This window comes from Streptomyces sp. NPDC091272 (genome assembly GCF_044757485.1).
Taxonomy (GTDB): Bacteria; Actinomycetota; Actinomycetes; order Streptomycetales; family Streptomycetaceae; genus Streptomyces.
Window position 1 is genome coordinate 488,020 of sequence record NZ_JBIVVC010000004.1, and the last position, 17,575, is coordinate 505,594.

A 17,575-nucleotide genomic window follows, 5' to 3' on the forward strand; every position below is an offset into this window, starting at 1 on the left:
AGAGAGACGACGACACGGAGGTGTGCACCATGGCCGATGCCGCGCTGCGGCTGACCAGACTTGCCGAGGAACTCCTCTCCGCCCCGCTCCCGGTCCGCATCCGCGCCTGGGACGGGAGCGAGGCGGGCCCGCCCGGCGCTCCTGTGCTGGTGATACGCGACCGCCGGGCGCTGCGCAGACTGCTGTGGAAGCCCGGGGAGCTGGGTCTCGCCCGAGCCTGGGTGGCCGGTGAGATCGACGTGGACGGGGACCTGTACGAGGCCCTGGGCGTGCTCGCCGGGCTGATCTGGGAACGGGAGGGCGACGTCAAGGACGCCGTGCACCCGGCCCGCGACCCCAGGCTGCGGGCCGCGGCCCGTGGCCTGCTCAAGCTCGGCGGCCCGTTCCCGCCGCCGCCCCCGCCGCCCGAGGAGCTGCGCCGGCACACCGGACGGCTGCACACCAGGCGCCGGGACAAGGAGTCGATCAGCCACCACTACGACGTGGGCAACGACTTCTACTCGCTGGTGCTCGGCCCCTCCATGGTCTATTCCTGTGCCTATTTCTCCGACCCCGACGCCACCCTGGAAGACGCGCAGCACGACAAGCTCGACCTGATCGCCCGCAAGCTCGACCTGCGGCCGGGACAGCGGCTGCTCGACGTCGGCTGCGGCTGGGGCTCCATGGCCATCCACGCCGCCCGTGCGTACGGCGTCCAGGTGACCGGGGTGACGCTCTCCGTCGAGCAGGCCGCGTTCGCCCGCAAGCGCATCGCCGAGGAGGGCCTCACCGACCGTATCGAGATCCGGGTGCAGGACTACCGCGACGTGCGCGACGGCCCCTACGACGCGATCTCTTCGATCGGCATGGCCGAGCACGTCGGCGATGTCCAGTACGGGGAGTACGCGGCCGACCTGTACGCCCTCCTCAAGCCGGGCGGCAGGCTGCTCAACCATCAGATCGCCCGGCGGCCGGTGCCAGACGAAGGCGCCTACCACGTCGACGAGTTCATCGACTCCTACGTGTTCCCGGACGGCGAACTGGCGCCGGTGGGGCGCACCGTGAGCCTGCTGGAGGAGGCCGGCTTCGAGGTCCGCGACCTGGAGTCGATCCGCGAGCACTACGCCCTGACGCTGCGGCACTGGGTGGCCAACCTGGAGAAGAACCGGGACGCCGCGCTGCGGATGGTCACCCCCGGCCGCGCCCGCGTCTGGCGGCTCTACATGGCGGCCTCCGCGCTCTCCTTCGAACGTAACAAGATCGGCGTCAACCAGGTCCTCGCCGTGCGGCCCGAGGAGCCCGGGGGGTCCGGGCTGCCGCTGCGTGCCCGTGTGTGGGGTGGGGGGAGTGAGTGACTACCTGAGGGAGAAAGTTTGAACGCTCCCCGCGTGACGATACGTTGAGATTTTGCGGAACTCCGTGCCCCGGCCCTTCCTGCCGGGGCACGGAGTTCCGTCACGTACGGACACGTCTAGGAAGAGGGGTAGCGACGTGCAGCACCGCAAGAGCACGCGTACGAGGCGGATGCGGCTGTGGGGGGCGGGGGCGGCGGTCGCCGCACTGACGGTCCCGACCGTGGCCCAGGCGGGCGCCGCGCCGCAGGCGCAGGCGCAGGCGGCGGTGGCGACGACGGCGACGTTCAACGACCCGGCGGGCGACACCGCGGCCCAGAGCCGGATCAGGGACCATGTGAAGGGACTGATCGAGGGGGCGGCTGCGGGCAGCACCATCACCGCGGGCCTCTACTCCTTCACCGACACCCAGGTCTCCGGCGCCCTCGCGGACGCCAAGGCGCGCGGCGTCAACGTCAAGATCGTCATCGACAACGCGTCGACCGGCACCGGCGGCCAGTACGACGCACTGAAGGCCGCCCTCGGCACCGACCAGTCCAAGGGCTCCTTCGTGACCAACTGCGGGGTCAACCGCGGCTGCATCGGCTCGCGCGAGCTGGTGGCGGGCTCGGGCGACGGGTCGATCAACCACAACAAGTTCTGGCTGTTCTCCGAGACCGGCGGCACCAAGAACGTCGTCGTGCAGGCCTCGGCGAACATGACGAGCCTGCAGCGCACCGACCTGTTCAACAACGCGGTCACCATCGTCGACGCCGGTCTCTACGGCGTCTACCAGAACTACTTCGCCGACCTCGCCACCCGCAAGGTCAACAACGACTACTACCAGACGCCTTCGGCGGGCGCGTACAAGACGTACTTCTTCCCGCGCAAGGAGGCCGCGGGCAAGAGCTGGAACAGCGACGCGTCCACCGACACCGTCTCGCTGATCCTCGGCAACGTCGACTGTGCGGCCGGTACCGAGGTGCGGGTGGCCGCGAACCTCTTTTCGCGCCGTGAGGTGGCGAGCAAGCTGGTCTCGATGAAGTCGGCGGGCTGCAAGGTCCTGCTGGCCCAGGACGGCGGCACCTCGATGAGCGCCGACGTCGCGTCGATCCTCTCCGGCAAGCTCACCGAGCGCGTCGAGTGCGAGGAGGCGCGCGCGGGCAAGAACCCGGTCGGGCTGCACTCCAAGTACGTCCTGGTGAACGGCAGTTACGAGGGCAAGACCGGCCGCAAGCTGGTCTTCACCGGCAGCCACAACTACAGCTACGCGGCGCTGCGCGCCAACGACGAGACGCTGCTGAAGATCGACAATGCGGCGCTCTACGACCAGTTCAAGGAGAACCACGCCAAGATCATGAGCTACTGCAAGGGCTCGTGACGCCTCGCGCGGACGCATGACGGCGGCCCCCACGACGCGTGTGCCGCGTCATGGGGGCCGCTGTCGTACGGGCCGCTGTCGTACGGGCGGTGCCGCACGGACCGCTGTCGTACGGGCCGCTCTACTCGGCCTTGATGGCGGAGAGCATGTTCAGCCGGGCCGCGCTGCGGGCCGGCCACATGGCTGCCAGCACACCGACCAGGCCCGCCAGTACCAGGAAGATCCCGATCCGGTCCCACGGGATCACCAGGGCGTAACCGGCGATCTGGTCCTTGACGGTCTGGCCGATGGCCCAGGCCAGGAAGGTGCCGAGGACGACGCCGACCACCGCGCCGAACACCGAGATCACCACGGCCTCCAGCCTGATCATGGTCTTGACCTTGCCGCGCGCCAGGCCGATCGCCCGCAGCATGCCGATCTCCTGCTGGCGCTCGAAGACGGACATCGCCAGGGTGTTGACGACCCCGAGCACCGCGATGACCAGGGCCATGGCCAGCAGGCCGTACATGATGTTGAGCATCTGGTTGACGATGCCGCCGAACTGGTTGCGGATGGCGTCACCGTCCATCACCACGATCGCCGGGTTCTTGCCGAGCGAGTCGATCAGGGACTGCTCGTTGGCCGCGCTCGCGCCGCCGTCCATGGCGACGTACGCCGCGTAGTACAGCGGTTCCTCGGCGTGCGAGCTGAGGATCTTGGTGTCGATCAGGGCGCCCGAGGTGAACTCGTTGTGCCCGTAGATCCCGCCGATGGTGAACGTCTGCTTCTTGCCGTCGTCGAAGGTCAGCGGGACGCGCTGGCCGACCTTGTAGTTGCCGCTCGCCGCGGTCTTCTCGTCCAGCGCGATCTCACCGCGGGCCAGACCGCTCAGCGAGCCCTGGACCACCGGGAGGTTGAGAACCTTCTCGACGTCGCCGGGGGTGACGCCGTTCGCGTTGAAGGAGTCGTTGTCCGAGATCTGGAGGTTGCCGGCCTCGTTCGGCGAGGACGCCGTGACGCCCTTCGCCTTGGCCAGCGCCTCGATGACGGTCCTGTCCATGGCGGAACTGTTCGCCATGGTGACCATGTAGTCGGCCTTGATCACGTCCGTGGTCTGCTTGTCGATGGCCTGGCCCATGGTGACCCCGAGCACGGTCAGACCGGTGACCAGGGTCAGGCCGATCGCCAGCGCGGAGGCGGTGGCACCGGTACGGCGGGGATTGCGGACCGAGTTCAGCCCGGCGAGCTTGCCGGAGACCTTGAACACCCGGTTCAGCAACGGGCGCACCAGTGCGATCACCGGCCGCGACAGCAGCGGGATCAGGATGATGATGCCGATCAGGGCCAGGAAGGCGCCGGCCCCGATGAGCATCCGGCCGGACTCCTTGCCCATGGCCGCGCCGCCGACGACGGTGGCCGCGCCGAGGCCGGTGACGATCGCGCCGATGACGTTCCGTACCACCAGGGACTTCACCGACGGGGTGGCGTGCACGCTGCTCATCGCGGCGACCGGCGGGATCTTCGCGGCCCTGCGGGCGGGCAGCCAGGCGGCGAACATCGTGATCAGCACGCCGACGGCGAGCGAGGCGATCACCGGGCTCGCGCCGACGACCAGCGGCCCCGCCGGAAGCTGGGCGTCCATGGCGTCCATCAGCGGCCCGAGGCCCGAGGCCATGGCGAGGCCGACGGCGAAGCCGATCACCGAGGCGATCAGGCCGACGATGCCGGCCTCGGCCAGGATCGAGCGGGTGATCTGCTTGCGGGAGGCGCCCACCGCGCGCATCAGCGCGAGTTCCTTGGTGCGCTGGGCGACCAGCATGGTGAAGGTGTTGGAGATCAGGAAGACCCCGACGAACAGCGCGATCCCGGCGAACCCGAGCAGGACCTGGGTGAGGCTGCTGGTGGCCTGCGAGACCGTCCGCTCCTCCTCGGCGGCGAGCTGCGCGGCGGTCTCCACCTGCGCGTCCTTGGCGACCAGCGGCACGATGGCCTCACGCATGGCTTCGTGGTCGGCGCCGGGCCCGCCGGTCACGGTGGCCGTGGAGAAGAAGCCGGGCTTCAGGAAGAGTTCCTGGGCGGTCCTGGTGTCGAAGAGCACCAGGCTGCCGCCCGACGCGACCTCGCCCTGCTCGGAGGTGTAGACACCGCTGAGGGTGTACTCCTTCACCGGGCGGTTGGTGGCGATCCGGACCTTGTCGCCGACCTGGTAGCCGCCCTTGTCCGCGGTGTTCCTGTCGAGGGCGACCTCGCCGGGGTTCACCGGGCCGTGGCCGGAGGTGAAGTCGTAGCGCCGGTCCTGCCCGTCCTTGCCCGGGTAGAAGTTGCTGCCGTTGTTGGACCAGCCCTGGGCGATGAGCTTGCCGTTGCGGTCGGCGGCGCCCGCGAAGCCGTCGACCCGGCCGCTCACGCTGTCCGCGCCGGGCACGGCCGCGATCTTGGCCAGCTCGGCCTGGCTGACGCCGGGCCGCTCGGCGCCCTCGTGGCTGCCGTGGTCGGTGATGCCCACGGCCACCTTGTCGAGCCCCTTGCTCGACTGCTGGCGGAAGGCGTTGTGGAGGGTGTCGCTGAAGATCAGGGTGCCGGAGACGAAGGCGACGCCGAGCATCACGGCGAGCACGGTCATCAGCAGCCTGGCCTTGTGCGCGAGCACATTGCGCAGGGCGGTGCGGAACATGAGGGTTACGTCCTGTGGGGTGAGTTCCGGGTTACGGAGACGGAGCGGGCACGAGGCGACGCGGTCGTGCGCGTCGGTGGGCGCGGGCCGGGGGGCCGTGCGGTCATGCACGTCGGCAGCGGCCGAGGCCTTGCGGTCGTGCGCGTCGGCGGCGGCCGGCGCCTTGCGGTCGTGCGCGTCGGTGGCGGCCGGGGCCTTGCGGTCGTGCGCGTCGGCGGGCGGCCGGGGCCGCGCGGTCGTGCGCGCGGGGTGGCGCGTCAGCTCGTGCGGCCCTTGGAGTCGAAGTCCTTCATCCGGTCCAGCACGCCGTCCGCGGTCGGCCGCAGCATCTCGTCGACGATCCGCCCGTCGGCCAGGAAGACCACCCGGTCCGCGTACGAGGCGGCCACCGGGTCGTGCGTCACCATGACGACGGTCTGCCCCAGTTCCCGTACGGAGTTGCGCAGGAAGCCCAGCACCTCGGCGCCGGACCGGGAGTCGAGGTTTCCGGTCGGCTCGTCGCCGAACATGATCTCGGGGCGGCTGGCCAGCGCGCGGGCCACCGCCACGCGCTGCTGCTGGCCGCCGGACAGCTCGGACGGGCGGTGCTTCAGCCGCGCCGAGAGACCCACCATGGAGATGACCTGCTCCAGCCACGCCTGGTCCGGCTTGCGGCCCGCGATGTCCATCGGCAGCGTGATGTTCTCCAGCGCGTTCAGGGTGGGCAGCAGGTTGAACGCCTGGAAGATGAAGCCGATCTTGTCCCGGCGCAACTGGGTGAGCTGCTTGTCCTTCAGCGTCCCGAGCTCGGTCTCGCCGATCCGTACCGATCCGGAGGAGAACGAGTCCAGGCCGGCCACGCAGTGCATCAGCGTCGACTTGCCGGAACCCGAGGGACCCATGATCGCGGTGAACTCGCCCTGCCGGAAGTCGACCGTCACCCGGTCCAGCGCGACGACCTGGGTCTCACCGTGCCCGTAGACCTTGGACAGTTCGGTGGCGCGGGCGGCCACCGCGGTGGCGCGGTGCGTGGACTGCTGCGGGTACGTGGTCACGGTGGAGCTCCTGTCGGGACGCTTGGGGGGACGCTTCTTATCCTCACGTCGCTTTTACGTCCGCGAGTCCCTCCGCGTGGCGGTTCCCGTGACAGCCTCCGGTCTGACCCACGGAGGCTTGCGTCCTCCTTGAGTATGACGGCGACCCTGAGGCGGGAGGGACGGCGTGCCACCCGGGCGCAAGAGGTCGACTTTCCGTCAATCCCGTGCACGCTCCGAAACCGGACGACACGTCTCTGTGCGCGCTACCGCCCGTGCGTACGAGCGGATCGTGGCGCTGACGCCCCATCAAGCGCCCATAAAATAAGACAGCGTTGCTCTGATGTGCCGCTGCCCGGGGGGCCGCTGAGGATAGGCTCTGAGCCATTGTCGCGGCCCCGCGCCTGCCCGGATGGTGGAATGCAGACACGGCGAGCTTAAACCTCGCTGCCCCTCGGGGGCGTACCGGTTCGAGTCCGGTTCCGGGCACATCTCTGTCTCCCGCTGCCGGCCCCCGCAGGGCCCCTGTTTCCCGGGCCCCCGGCCCCTCCGGTGTCGGCCGGTCAGCGGTGGGGAGCGCCCTGGTCGGGGTCGTCGTCGATCGTCTGCCACGTCTTGCCGCGCTGGTGGCCGCCGTCGCCGAACTCGACGTGGTCGGTGTCGATGCGGGAGATCTGCTGTTTGCGGGCGCTGCGGCGGCTTCCGTACGCGAAGGCGCCCACCAGCAGGACGACCAGCACGACGCCGACCGTGATGAGCACGAGCGGGGGACCGCCCTCGACCGCCAGATTCGCTGAAAGGTTCATGGTTTCTGCCTACCCCCGATCTTCGTCATCAGCATTCCCGCGCCCCGCGGAAGCGAAAGCGCGCCCGGCCCGAGCCTGGAGAGGCTCGGGCCGGCGCGCTGTGCGGGAGCGTCGGCGGCGCGGTGCGCCGCGCGGTCGCGGGCCGCGTCAGAAGTAGTGCTTGCGTCCGCCGATCTTGCGTCCGGTCGCGCCGAGGATCCACAGGATGGCGCCGACCACGACGAGCACGCCGCCGATGGTCGTCAGCAGGGACACATGGGCCAGCAGACCGATGAGGAGGAGGATGACACCCAGGACGATCATTTCAAGATCCGATCTTCAAGTCTTTGCGGTGGGTACGGCCGGCGTGTCCGGCCGTGCGACAGCACCTTCGTCTCGTCCGCTGCGCAGCAGGTTTGTCGCTTGTCGTCGTGCGACATCCAGGTGCCCAGCCCCGGGAGCCTGATGCATGCGCATGTCATTTTCTTGATCGGGCCCGGGAAAACCTGGTCGGGCCCGGGAAATCCTGGTCGGCCCCCCCGGGAATACCGCCGCCGCCGCTTCGGCTGACCCCGACGGGGAAAGATCCTCCTCTGGTACAGGGGAAGTTTCTTTGCGACCCCATTACTCTTGACAGCAAGGTCGCACACGGTGGCCATGGAGGAGTGAGATGAGGAGCAGCAACCCGGTCTTCTCGCGACGGGGGTTCAGCCGCGACAACGGCTACGCGGGCTTCAACGCGCAGCAGCCGCAGGCCGGGGGCCCCGCCGTCGGGACCCAGGGCAACCCCTACGCCCAGGGCAATCCGCACGCCCAGGACGCGACGAACCCGTACGCGACCAACCCGTACGCCCAGCAGGACCAGTACGGCGCCCCGGTGGCACCGCCCCGCGGCAGCGTCATGACCATGGACGACGTCGTCTCCCGCACGGCCGTCACGCTCGGCCTGGTGGTCGTGGGCGCGACCGTCGCCTGGGTCACCGACATGGGGCTCGGCCTGGCCATCGGCGCGGCGCTCGTCGCGATGGTGCTCGGCCTGGTCCAGTCCTTCAAGCGGAAGCCCGTTCCCGCGCTGATCCTGGCGTACGCGGGCTTCGAAGGCCTCTTCCTGGGCGCGCTCAGCAACTACGTGAACCAGTGGGTTCCGGGCGCCCCGATGCAGGCGGTGCTGGGCACGATGGCGGTCTTCGCCACCATGCTCGTGCTGTACAAGACCCGCATCGTGCGGGTCACGGCGCGCTTCACGCGCTTCGTGATGATCGCCGCGATCAGTTTCCTGGTGCTCTCCGCCGTGAACCTGCTGTTCATGGTCTTCGGCGGCGGTGACGGCCTCGGCTTCCGCAGCGGCGGCATGGGCATCCTGTTCGGCGTCGTCGGCGTGCTGCTCGGCTCGTTCTTCCTCGCCATGGACTTCAAGCAGGTCGAGGACGGCGTGGCGTACGGCGCCCCGCGCGAGGAGTCGTGGATGGCGGCCTTCGGCCTCACCATGACCCTGGTGTGGATCTACCTGGAGATGCTGCGTCTGGTCGCCATCCTGCAGGGCGACGACTAGCACCGGGGCAGTTACCCGCTCCACGCGACACGAGAACATGAGAAAGGGCCCGCAGACCGTGCGAACGGTCTGCGGGCCCCTTCGCGTGCGGTAGGGGGCGCCGGGGGTCAGAGGAGGTTGCGGGCGGCCCGCCGCAGGTCGTACTCGTGGATGATCGCCTTGGCGTGGCCGTGGGCCAGGTTGTGTTCGCTGCGGAGCCAGCTCACCTTTTCCTCGAAGCGGAAGAGGGAGGGCCCGTCGTCCACGGTGCGCAGCCAGTCGGACACTTCACGACCGGTGCACTGGGGGATTCGGGAGAGCAGGTTGCGATGGGTCTCGTCGGAGAAGACTTGGGACATCGGCGCCTCCGGAGGGCTTTGCGCGGTGCTGGTCCTTCACGTCACCGTGCCTGAGCGCGGGCGTGTTGGCAACAGTCCCGGGCAGGCGCGTAGGGTCGCGATGTGCTGGATACGACACCCCTGCTGACCGCCGTGGAACGGCTCGCCGACCGGCTGCGCTCCACCCCCGAGAGCCGGCTGCGCCATGGCGCGGCGGCCGTGGGCCTCACGCTGGCCAGGGAACTCGCGCTGCGGGCGCAGCTGCTGGAGTTCCCGGGCCGTGAACCGCGGCCGTTGCCGGACGCGGGACTCTTCGCCGTGGCCGATCAACTGGCCGTCGCCGGAAGGGATCTGGCGCTGGTCGTGGGAACGGCCCCGTCCGGCGAACTGGACGAGGCCGTGGCGTTGGTGGAGGCGGCGCAGCAGCAGCTGTAGCCGCCCGCGCGCACCGGCCGCCGTGGCGGCGGCCGTGCGGTACGCGCCTACGCGGGGTACGAGGCGATGACGCGGTCCGCGAGGATGTAGACGTTGTCCTCGCCGCACGAGAACGTCAGTGCGTACGCCCCGGAGATGCCGGAGCCACCGAGCAGCACCGGGGGCTTGCCCTCGCGCAGCGCCTGTGCGAGCTGCTCCGCGGTCTCCCGGTGGCCGGGGGTCATGCACAGCGTCGTACCGTCCACGAAGACGTACACGTCGAGGGTGCCGAGCGGGCCGGGGCGGATGTCGGAGAGCGGGGCGCGGGTGACGGCGAGGCCTTCGAGCCTGGCCATCGTCGCGTCGTGGTCGCCGCGGTCGGTGACCGGCGCGGCGGCGGGCTGCGGCACGAACGGGACGAAGTCGGGGTGCGAGGGGTGCCGGCGGCGGGCCGCCGCCAGTTCGGCGGAGTCCTCGGGCAGCTCGTCCTGTGCCTCGTCGTCCTCGGCCGGGTCGGTGTCCTGGGCGCACTCGGCGAGCCGGGCGTCCATGGCGTCCCGCAGGGCCTGGGCCGCGTACTCGGCCTCGGCCGCCTCTTCCTCCTCCAGGGAGACGTAGAACTCCGACTCCTCACGGCCGTAGGCGCGGGTCGCTTCGAGGAGCGCCTCCAGCTCGCCCTCCTGGAGACCGGTGAAGTCGGCGGGCCTGGGCAGGTAGTACCCGGCGGCCTCCTGCTCGGACGGCGTGAAACCGCCGAGCAGCGGCGGGGCGTCGGCGGCGTCCCTGGCCTCCTGCGCCGCCCAGAAGGCGCGCGCCTCGGCCAGTTCGCGCTCCCGCTCCTCGGCCAGCGCCTCGGTCACGGCGGCCCGTATCTCGGCGGCCGGGGAGAGCGCGCTCTCGCTGCTGCGGGTCTGGTGGGGGAGCGTGGCGAGCGCCGCCTCGGACCGCAGCTCGGCCGCCTGTGCGCGGTCGGCCGCGCGGTCGGCGCGCAGGGCGGCGACCTCGTGGCGGAGGCCGCGGACGGTGTGCAGGGCAGCGCCGCCGACGGCAGCCGTGGCAGCGGTGGCGAGCAGCAGGGCAAGAGACATGGCGCTCACTGACGTACTCCTGAATTCGTTGCGATCCCCTGGACGGTCCGGCCAACTCCTGGTCGGATCCGGCCGAAGTCATCGGTCCCCCGACCGATCCCCCGAACTTCCTACCTCAGCTTCCCGTGTTCGTGCGCTCGCTGTCAGTGCATTTCGTCATGAAATGGACAGGTCTTAGGGCCTGGTCGTTCGTCCTTCAACAGCTGTGACCTGCGGGAATCCTGCTTCCCCAAGAGGTAGGTCACATCCTGGGGGAGATTGGGTTACGACTGGGACGCGTCCTGGTTGACGGGGTGCGCGGGGGGAGTGCGCACCGGTTGCACCCAGATGATTGTGCGCTTCGATCCGGCCACGCGCTCGGTGATCCCGGGGATTCGTGAGCTGTTCCACAAAAGGGGGGTGCGGGGATGCGGACAGGGGCCCGGCCGGTGCGGCCGGGCCCCTCGAAAGCGGGTGTGCGGGTCAGCTGAGGCGCTCGATGACCATGGCCATGCCCTGGCCGCCGCCGACGCACATCGTCTCCAGGCCGAACTGCTTGTCGTGGAACTGGAGGCTGTTGATGAGCGTGCCGGTGATACGGGCGCCGGTCATGCCGAAGGGGTGACCGACCGCGATGGCGCCACCGTTGACGTTGACCTTGTCGAGGTCCAGGCCGAGGTCCTGGTAGGAGGGGATCACCTGGGCGGCGAAGGCCTCGTTGATCTCGGCCAGGTCGATGTCGCCGACGCTCAGCCCGGCCCGCTTCAGCGCCTGCTTGCTGGCCTCCACCGGGCCGTAGCCCATGATCTCGGGGGAGAGGCCGGAGACTCCGGTGGAGACGATGCGGGCGAGCGGGGTCAGGCCCAGCTCCCGCGCCTTGGTGTCGGACATGATCACGAGGGCGGCGGCGCCGTCGTTGAGCGGGCAGCAGTTGCCGGCGGTGACCGAGCCGTCGGGGCGGAAGACGGGCTTCAGGCCCTGCACGCCCTCCAGGGTGACTCCGGCGCGCGGGCCGTCGTCCTGGCTGACGACGGTGCCGTCGGGGGTGGTGACCGGGGTGATCTCGCGCTCCCAGAAACCGTTCTTGATGGCCTGCTCGGCGAGGTTCTGCGAGCGGACCCCGAAGGCGTCCATGTCGGCGCGGGTCACGCCCTTGAGCCGGGCCAGGTTCTCGGCGGTCTGCCCCATCGAGATGTACGCGTCCGGTACGAGGCCGTCCTCGCGGGGGTCGTGCCAGTCGGCGCCCTCCTGCTCGGCGCGGGCCGCGGTACGGGCCTCGGCGTCGGCGAACAGCGGGTTGTGGGTGTCCGGCAGCGAGTCCGAGTTCCCCTTGGCGAACCGGGACACCATCTCCACACCTGCGGACAGGAAGACGTCGCCCTCGCCCGCCTTGATGGCGTGCAGGGCCATGCGGGAGGTCTGCAGGGAGGAGGAGCAGTAGCGGGTGACCGTACAGCCGGGAAGGTAGTCCATCCCCATCTGCACGGCGACGATGCGGCCGAGGTTGTTGCCCTGCTCGCCGCCGGGGAGCCCGCAGCCGAGCATCAGGTCGTCGATGTCCCGCGGGTCCAGCTCGGGGACCTTGGCGAGGGCGGCCTGGATGACGGTCGCGGTGAGGTCGTCGGCGCGGAGGTCCTTGAGGGAGCCCTTGAAGGCGCGGCCGATGGGGGAGCGGGCGGTGGAGACGATCACGGCTTCGGGCATCGGGGCTCCTGGGGGGCGTGGCGAGGGGGTGCGGGGCAAGTGGGCTTTTCTTCTTCGAAGTTACCGGTCCGTACCGGGGGTGGTCACCGGGTGGGTGGTGTGACGCGGGACGCACTTCTAAGCGGTTGCTCAGGGGGGTGGGGGGTCCGGGGGTTCTGGGTGGGCGTGAAGTGGGGGGCGTGGGGGCGCGGGGGTGGGCGGTCGTGGAGGGGGCGCTCCGCGCGAGGGGCCGCCCCCTTGCCCACCCGTTCCGCCCCCAGGGGGCGGCCCCGGTGCCCAAGGGGGCTGGAGGGAGGGGGAGAGGGGTGGCCCCGGTGCCCAAGGGGGCTGGGGGGGAGGGGGAAGGGGCGGCCCCGGTGTCAAGGGGGCTGGGGGGAGGGGGAGAGGGGTGGCCCCGGTGCCCGAGGGGGCTGGGGGGAGGGGGAAGGGGTGGCCCCGGTGCCCGAGGGGGTGGGGTTGTCAGGGTTGGGTTGCGGGGGAGGTCGTTGCCGGGTGTGGGTCCGGGGCTGTTGGGATGCGGCGCCGGCGGCGGTGCTTGAGGAGGGCCCAGGGGGCGCGCGCGCCCGTGACCTCCGTGCCCGCCTGCGCCGCGGCCCGCGTCGCCGCTCGGGCGACCGGCAGCATGTCCTCGTCCCGCGCCCCGTCCAGCCGGTCGGACTCCGGCCAGAGGCCGAGCACCGCGCACAGGGTGGGCAGCACCGCCATGGCAGCCGTGGAGTACCCCTCGGCCGAGGGATGGTAGTTGTCCGGGCCGAACAGCTCGCGCGGATTCGCCTCGAACTCCGGCCCGAGCAGATCGCCCAGCGAGACCGTCCGCCCGCCCTGCTCGACGACCCCGATCGTCTGCGCCGCCGCGAGCTGCCGCGAGACCCTGCGGGCCAGCCACCGCAGCGGCTGGTACACCGGCTCGATCGTGCCCAGGTCGGGGCAGGTGCCGACGACGACCTCCGCGCCTGCCGTGCGCAGCCTCCGTACCGCCGAGGCCAGGTGCCGTACCGACTGGGTGGGGGGCATCCGGTGCGTCACGTCGTTCGCGCCGATCATGATCACGCACACGTCGGGGGGTTGCACGGGGTCCCGGACGAGCAGTGACACCTGCCGTTCCAGGTCGTCGGACATCGCGCCGGGCAGCGCCACGTTGCGCAGCTCCACCGGGCGCTCCGCGACCGCCGCGAGACCGGAGGCCAGCAGGGCCCCGGGGGTGTGCCCGGCCCGCCGCACCCCCTGGCCGGCGGCCGTGGAGTCCCCGAGCACGCCGAGCCGCAGCGGCGGCAGACCGGTCCGGCCGGCGAAGGCGGTGCCGTACAGCCCGTCGGCCGGTGGGGCGATCGGCGCGACCGCGCCGCCCACCGACCGTTTCGCCAGCTGTACCTCCGCGATCACCAGCCCCACCGTCGCGGCCCCGATCAGTCCGATGCCACCACCGCCGTACGCCGCGCCCGCGGCGATTCGCCGTGCCACCCTCGCCCTCGACACAGTCGCAGCCACCTCCTCGAAGAGCCGACCGCACGGACGTCTGCCCGTCCGCCGGTCCGTACATCTGCTAACTGCCCGGTAACAGGTGCTGCTCAATCTCCGCCAATGGTGAATACGGGGGGAGGAAGGGCGGTCTAGTCTGGGCCGCACCATCACGGAGACCCCGGAGAAGACGTGCGATTTCACGACTCGATGATCAGCCTCGTAGGCAACACCCCGCTGGTGAAGCTGAACCGAGTGACCGCAGGCATTCAGGCGACAGTCCTTGCGAAGGTCGAATACTTCAACCCGGGCGGCTCCGTGAAGGACCGGATCGCCGTCCGCATGATCGAGGCCGCCGAGCAGAGCGGCGCGCTGCGCCCCGGCGGCACCATCGTCGAGCCGACCTCGGGAAACACCGGGGTGGGCCTGGCGATCGTGGCCCAGCAGAAGGGTTACAAGTGCATCTTCGTCTGCCCGGACAAGGTGTCCCTCGACAAGATCAACGTGCTGCGGGCGTACGGGGCGGAGGTCGTGGTCTGCCCCACGGCGGTCGACCCGGAGCACCCGGACTCGTACTACAACGTCTCGGACCGGCTGGTCCGTGAGACGCCCGGTGCGTGGAAGCCCGACCAGTACAGCAACCCGAACAACCCGCGCTCGCACTACGAGACCACCGGCCCCGAGCTCTGGGAGCAGACGGACGGGAAAATCACCCATTTCGTCGCGGGCGTCGGCACCGGCGGCACGATCTCCGGCACCGGCCGCTACCTCAAGGAGGCCAGCGCCGGGCAGGTCCAGGTGATCGGCGCCGACCCGGAGGGCTCGGTCTACTCCGGCGGCTCGGGCCGTCCTTACCTCGTCGAGGGCGTCGGTGAGGACTTCTGGCCCAGCGCCTACGACAAGAGCGTCACGGACGAGATCGTCGCGGTCTCCGACAAGGACTCGTTCCAGATGACCCGCCGCCTCGCCAAGGAGGAGGGGCTGCTGGTCGGCGGTTCCTGCGGGATGGCGGTGGTGGCCGCACTGCGGGTGGCGGAACGGCTGGGCCCGGACGACGTCGTGGTCGTGCTGCTGCCGGACAGCGGCCGCGGGTACATGAGCAAGATCTTCAGCGACGAATGGATGGCCGACTACGGCTTCCTGGAGGACGCGGGGCCCTCGGCGCAGGTCGGGGACGTGCTCCGGCACAAGGAGGGCGGCAGCATGCCGCACCTCGTGCACATGCACCCCGAGGAGACCGTCGGCGAGGCGATCGAGGTGCTGCGCGAGTACGGCGTCTCGCAGATGCCGATCGTGAAGCCGGGCGCCGGCCACCCGGACGTGATGGCCGCCGAGGTCATCGGGTCGGTCGTCGAGAGGGAACTGCTCGACGCTCTGTTCGCGCAGCGGGCCTCGCTCGGTGACCCGCTGGACAAGCACATGTCGGCGCCGCTGCCGCAGGTCGGCTCGGGCGAGCCGGTCGAGGACCTGATGAGCGTCCTGGGCGGCAAGGGCGGGGCGGACGCGGCGATCGTGCTGGTCGAGGGCAAACCGACGGGTGTGGTCAGCCGCCAGGACCTGCTCGCGTTCCTCGCGAAGGGCTGACGCCGGGCGCCCGGTGGCTCCTGCGGGTTGCGCGAGCGGCCCGTGGCACCTGTGGGTCGCGCAGACGGTACGAGCACGACATGCCGTCGCAGCACCGGCTTAACACGGCGGGGGCACAGTGGTGGTTGTCGGCGTCACGGACAACCGGAGCGGCTCCCGGGCCTCCGCGGACGTCAGGACACGGACACCGGCCCTGACCCGGACCGTGTCCCAAGCGGGGACCGTCGTCGTCCCGCCCCCCGGGCAACCGGGGGTGCGGCGGTCCCCGCTTCAGTCTTTTCCGGGGCGGGACGCGCTGCGTCGGGGCGGCCAGTTCAGGCCAGGATGGCGGGGGCCGGGGTCAGTCGTCCCAGTCGGAGGAGCGTTTCCCGCGGCCCTGCTCCGGCGCGGGGAGGAGCGGGCCGCCGCGGGTCGAGTACAGCGTGTTGACGCCGACGACGCCCAGCCAGCAGACCACCAGGCCGATCAGTCCGGCGTTCAGCACCGCGATCGCGGAGAGCGGGATCGCCAGGACGAGCGAGATGATCGCCAGCCCGAAGCGCTCGCCGAAGCCACCGTCCCCCGAGGCCTGCCGTGCGGGCCGGGACGCGCCGCGTGCCACCACCATCTGCTGCTCGGCCAGCTGCCGGCGCACCCGCCGGTCGACCGTGGAGTCGAGACGCTGCTCGACCTTCTCCAGGAACGATTCGACCAGGGCCGCCTCGTACTCCGCCCCGAGTTCCCTCCGGGCGTGCACGGTGGCGTCCAGGTCCTTCTGCAGCTCGTGATCACGAGCGCGGCCTGTTGCGTCCATGCTTCGACGTTACGGATTCGGGGCGCCCACGGCAGTGGGGCTAGCCCCCGACTCCTCCTGCGGTCCGCCCCCGGGAACGGGCGCGGAGTTCCGCCGGGCCAGCAGGTGGTACAGCACCGCGGGGACGACGAGTCCGACGATCCAGGAGATGTCCGCGCCGCCCAGCGGGGCGACCAGCGGCCCGGTGTAGAAGTGCGTGACCAGGAAGGGCAGTTGGGCGAGCACGCCGATGCCGTAGACGGTGATCGCGTCCCACCGCCAGGCACCGTAGCGGCCGTGCGGGTCGAAGAGCGCGGGCAGGTCGTAGCGCTCGCGCGAGATCAGGTAGTAGTCCACCAGGTTGATCGCCGACCACGGGGTGAAGAAGGTCAGCAGGAAGAGCAGGAAGTCCTTGAACGAGGTCAGGAAGGTGTCCTTGCCGAGGAGCGCCACCGCGGTCCCGGCGACCATGATGCACGCGATGTACACGGACCTGGCGCGCGGCGAGAGCTCCCGCTGCCCGCGGAAGCCGCTGATGCTCGTCACCATCGACATGAAGCCGCCGTAGGTGTTGAGCACGTTGATCGTGAGCTTGCCGAGGGCGATCACGAAGTAGAGCACCGAGGCGATCAGGCCGGCGCCGCCGAGCCCGACGACGTACGACACCTGGCTCTCCATGAACGCACCGCCCGACGTCGCCGCCACCAGCACGCCGAAGGTCATCGACCACTGCGAGCCGATCCCGGACCCGGCGAGGGTCCACCAGAAGGTGGCCCTGCCGGACGTCGAGCGCGGCAGATAGCGCGAGTAGTCCGCGACGTACGGGCCGAAGGCGAGCTGCCAGGACGCCGCGAGGGAGACCGCGAGGAGGAACATCGGCAGGTCGAAGCCCGAGTCGGTGGACAGGACCGCGCCCAGGTCGATGTCGGCGAGCAGCCGGATGCCCAGATAGACGAAGGCGACGGCGCAGACGGCGCCCGCGACCCGGCCCAGCGCGTGGATGACCTTGTAGCCGACCGCCGCCATCACTGCGGTGATCAGGGCGAACACCACGATCCCTGTGGTGTCGCCGAGGTGGGTGAGCTCACCGACCGCCTGGCCCGCCAGGACACTGCCGCTGGCGAAGAAGCCGACGTACATCAGGATGACCAGTACGAGCGGGACGACCGCCCCCTTGACGCCGAACTGCGCACGGGACTGGATCATTTGGGGGAGCCCGAGCTTCGGGCCCTGCGCCGAGTGCAGTGCCATGACGGCGCCGCCGAGCAGGTTGCCGAGGAGGAGGCCGATGAGCGACCAGAGCGGGCCGCCGCCCAGGACGACGGCGAGGGCGCCGGTGACGACGGCGGTGATCTGGAGGTTCGCCCCGAGCCACAGGGTGAACTGGGAGAAGGCCCTGCCGTGCCGTTCGGAGTCCGGGACGACGTCGATCGAGCGACGCTCGACGAGTGTGTCAGCTGGTGCGCCGGCCATGTGGGTGCCCCTCCCGTGCGGTCTGTATATGGTCATGCAGGCTTCTTGGTGACTGAATAGATGTCAATGGGTTGGCTTGAATTCGCGGAGAC

15 protein-coding genes and 1 tRNA gene are annotated in these 17,575 nt (G+C 70.5%); 6 read left to right on the plus strand and 10 right to left on the minus strand.

The window, feature by feature from the left end:
* Positions 1–29: 29 nt before the first annotated feature.
* On the plus strand, positions 30–1,334 hold the full coding sequence (locus ACIQM4_RS15260) for a class I SAM-dependent methyltransferase (RefSeq protein WP_401591239.1): 1,305 nt from the start codon (positions 30–32) through the stop codon (positions 1,332–1,334).
* A gap of 136 nt (positions 1,335–1,470) precedes the next feature.
* Entirely contained in the window at positions 1,471–2,691 is a 1,221-nt protein-coding gene (locus ACIQM4_RS15265; protein ID WP_401591242.1) for a phospholipase D-like domain-containing protein, read from the plus strand.
* A 121-nt stretch (positions 2,692–2,812) separates the two neighbouring features.
* Here ACIQM4_RS15265 and ACIQM4_RS15270 read toward each other — a convergent pair whose 3' ends face one another.
* Entirely contained in the window at positions 2,813–5,344 is a 2,532-nt protein-coding gene (locus ACIQM4_RS15270; protein WP_401591245.1) for an ABC transporter permease, read from the minus strand.
* A gap of 257 nt (positions 5,345–5,601) precedes the next feature.
* Positions 5,602–6,378 carry an ABC transporter ATP-binding protein gene (locus ACIQM4_RS15275; protein ID WP_401591247.1) on the minus strand — a complete coding sequence of 259 codons (777 nt, stop codon included), beginning with the start codon at positions 6,376–6,378 and terminating at the stop codon, positions 5,602–5,604.
* Positions 6,379–6,763: 385 nt separating this feature from the next.
* Between ACIQM4_RS15275 and ACIQM4_RS15280 the strand changes: the two genes are divergently transcribed.
* Positions 6,764–6,846 (plus strand) — tRNA-Leu (locus ACIQM4_RS15280).
* Positions 6,847–6,920: 74 nt separating this feature from the next.
* Here the strand turns inward: ACIQM4_RS15280 and ACIQM4_RS15285 are convergent.
* Together ACIQM4_RS15285 and ACIQM4_RS15290 are read right to left on the minus strand one after the other, a co-directional pair.
* Positions 6,921–7,163, minus strand: a complete 243-nt coding sequence (locus ACIQM4_RS15285; protein WP_401591250.1) for a hypothetical protein — start codon at positions 7,161–7,163, stop codon at positions 6,921–6,923.
* A 147-nt stretch (positions 7,164–7,310) separates the two neighbouring features.
* The gene (locus ACIQM4_RS15290; protein ID WP_401591252.1) at positions 7,311–7,466 is read right to left on the minus strand and encodes a hypothetical protein; all 156 of its coding nucleotides are present in this window, start codon (positions 7,464–7,466) and stop codon (positions 7,311–7,313) included.
* A 346-nt stretch (positions 7,467–7,812) separates the two neighbouring features.
* Between ACIQM4_RS15290 and ACIQM4_RS15295 the strand changes: the two genes are divergently transcribed.
* Complete coding sequence (locus tag ACIQM4_RS15295; protein ID WP_401591254.1) at positions 7,813–8,694, plus strand: Bax inhibitor-1/YccA family protein; 882 nt, start codon at positions 7,813–7,815, stop codon at positions 8,692–8,694.
* A gap of 107 nt (positions 8,695–8,801) precedes the next feature.
* Here ACIQM4_RS15295 and ACIQM4_RS15300 read toward each other — a convergent pair whose 3' ends face one another.
* On the minus strand, positions 8,802–9,032 hold the full coding sequence (locus ACIQM4_RS15300) for a DUF4287 domain-containing protein (protein ID WP_401591256.1): 231 nt from the start codon (positions 9,030–9,032) through the stop codon (positions 8,802–8,804).
* A 102-nt stretch (positions 9,033–9,134) separates the two neighbouring features.
* On the opposite strand from ACIQM4_RS15300, the gene ACIQM4_RS15305 reads away from it, so the two are divergent.
* Positions 9,135–9,446 carry a hypothetical protein gene (locus ACIQM4_RS15305; protein WP_401591259.1) on the plus strand — a complete coding sequence of 104 codons (312 nt, stop codon included), beginning with the start codon at positions 9,135–9,137 and terminating at the stop codon, positions 9,444–9,446.
* A 47-nt stretch (positions 9,447–9,493) separates the two neighbouring features.
* Here ACIQM4_RS15305 and ACIQM4_RS15310 read toward each other — a convergent pair whose 3' ends face one another.
* The 3 genes from ACIQM4_RS15310 to ACIQM4_RS15320 form a co-directional block, all read right to left on the minus strand.
* The gene (locus ACIQM4_RS15310) at positions 9,494–10,513 is read right to left on the minus strand and encodes a hypothetical protein (RefSeq protein ID WP_401591443.1); all 1,020 of its coding nucleotides are present in this window, start codon (positions 10,511–10,513) and stop codon (positions 9,494–9,496) included.
* 462 nt (positions 10,514–10,975) lie between these two features.
* Positions 10,976–12,196 (minus strand): acetyl-CoA C-acetyltransferase, encoded by a 1,221-nt coding sequence (locus tag ACIQM4_RS15315; protein WP_401591262.1) that lies wholly within the window; start codon positions 12,194–12,196, stop codon positions 10,976–10,978.
* A 459-nt stretch (positions 12,197–12,655) separates the two neighbouring features.
* The gene (locus tag ACIQM4_RS15320; protein WP_401591264.1) at positions 12,656–13,657 is read right to left on the minus strand and encodes an SGNH/GDSL hydrolase family protein; all 1,002 of its coding nucleotides are present in this window, start codon (positions 13,655–13,657) and stop codon (positions 12,656–12,658) included.
* Between the two features lie 189 nt (positions 13,658–13,846).
* Between ACIQM4_RS15320 and ACIQM4_RS15325 the strand changes: the two genes are divergently transcribed.
* Complete coding sequence (locus ACIQM4_RS15325; RefSeq protein WP_401591267.1) at positions 13,847–15,238, plus strand: cystathionine beta-synthase; 1,392 nt, start codon at positions 13,847–13,849, stop codon at positions 15,236–15,238.
* 340 nt (positions 15,239–15,578) lie between these two features.
* Here the strand turns inward: ACIQM4_RS15325 and ACIQM4_RS15330 are convergent, their stop codons facing one another.
* Positions 15,579–16,031, minus strand: coding sequence for a hypothetical protein (locus tag ACIQM4_RS15330; RefSeq protein WP_401591270.1), 453 nt, complete (start codon positions 16,029–16,031; stop codon positions 15,579–15,581).
* A gap of 9 nt (positions 16,032–16,040) precedes the next feature.
* The gene (locus tag ACIQM4_RS15335) at positions 16,041–17,519 is read right to left on the minus strand and encodes a purine-cytosine permease family protein (RefSeq protein WP_401591272.1); all 1,479 of its coding nucleotides are present in this window, start codon (positions 17,517–17,519) and stop codon (positions 16,041–16,043) included.
* Positions 17,520–17,575 lie beyond the last annotated feature (56 nt).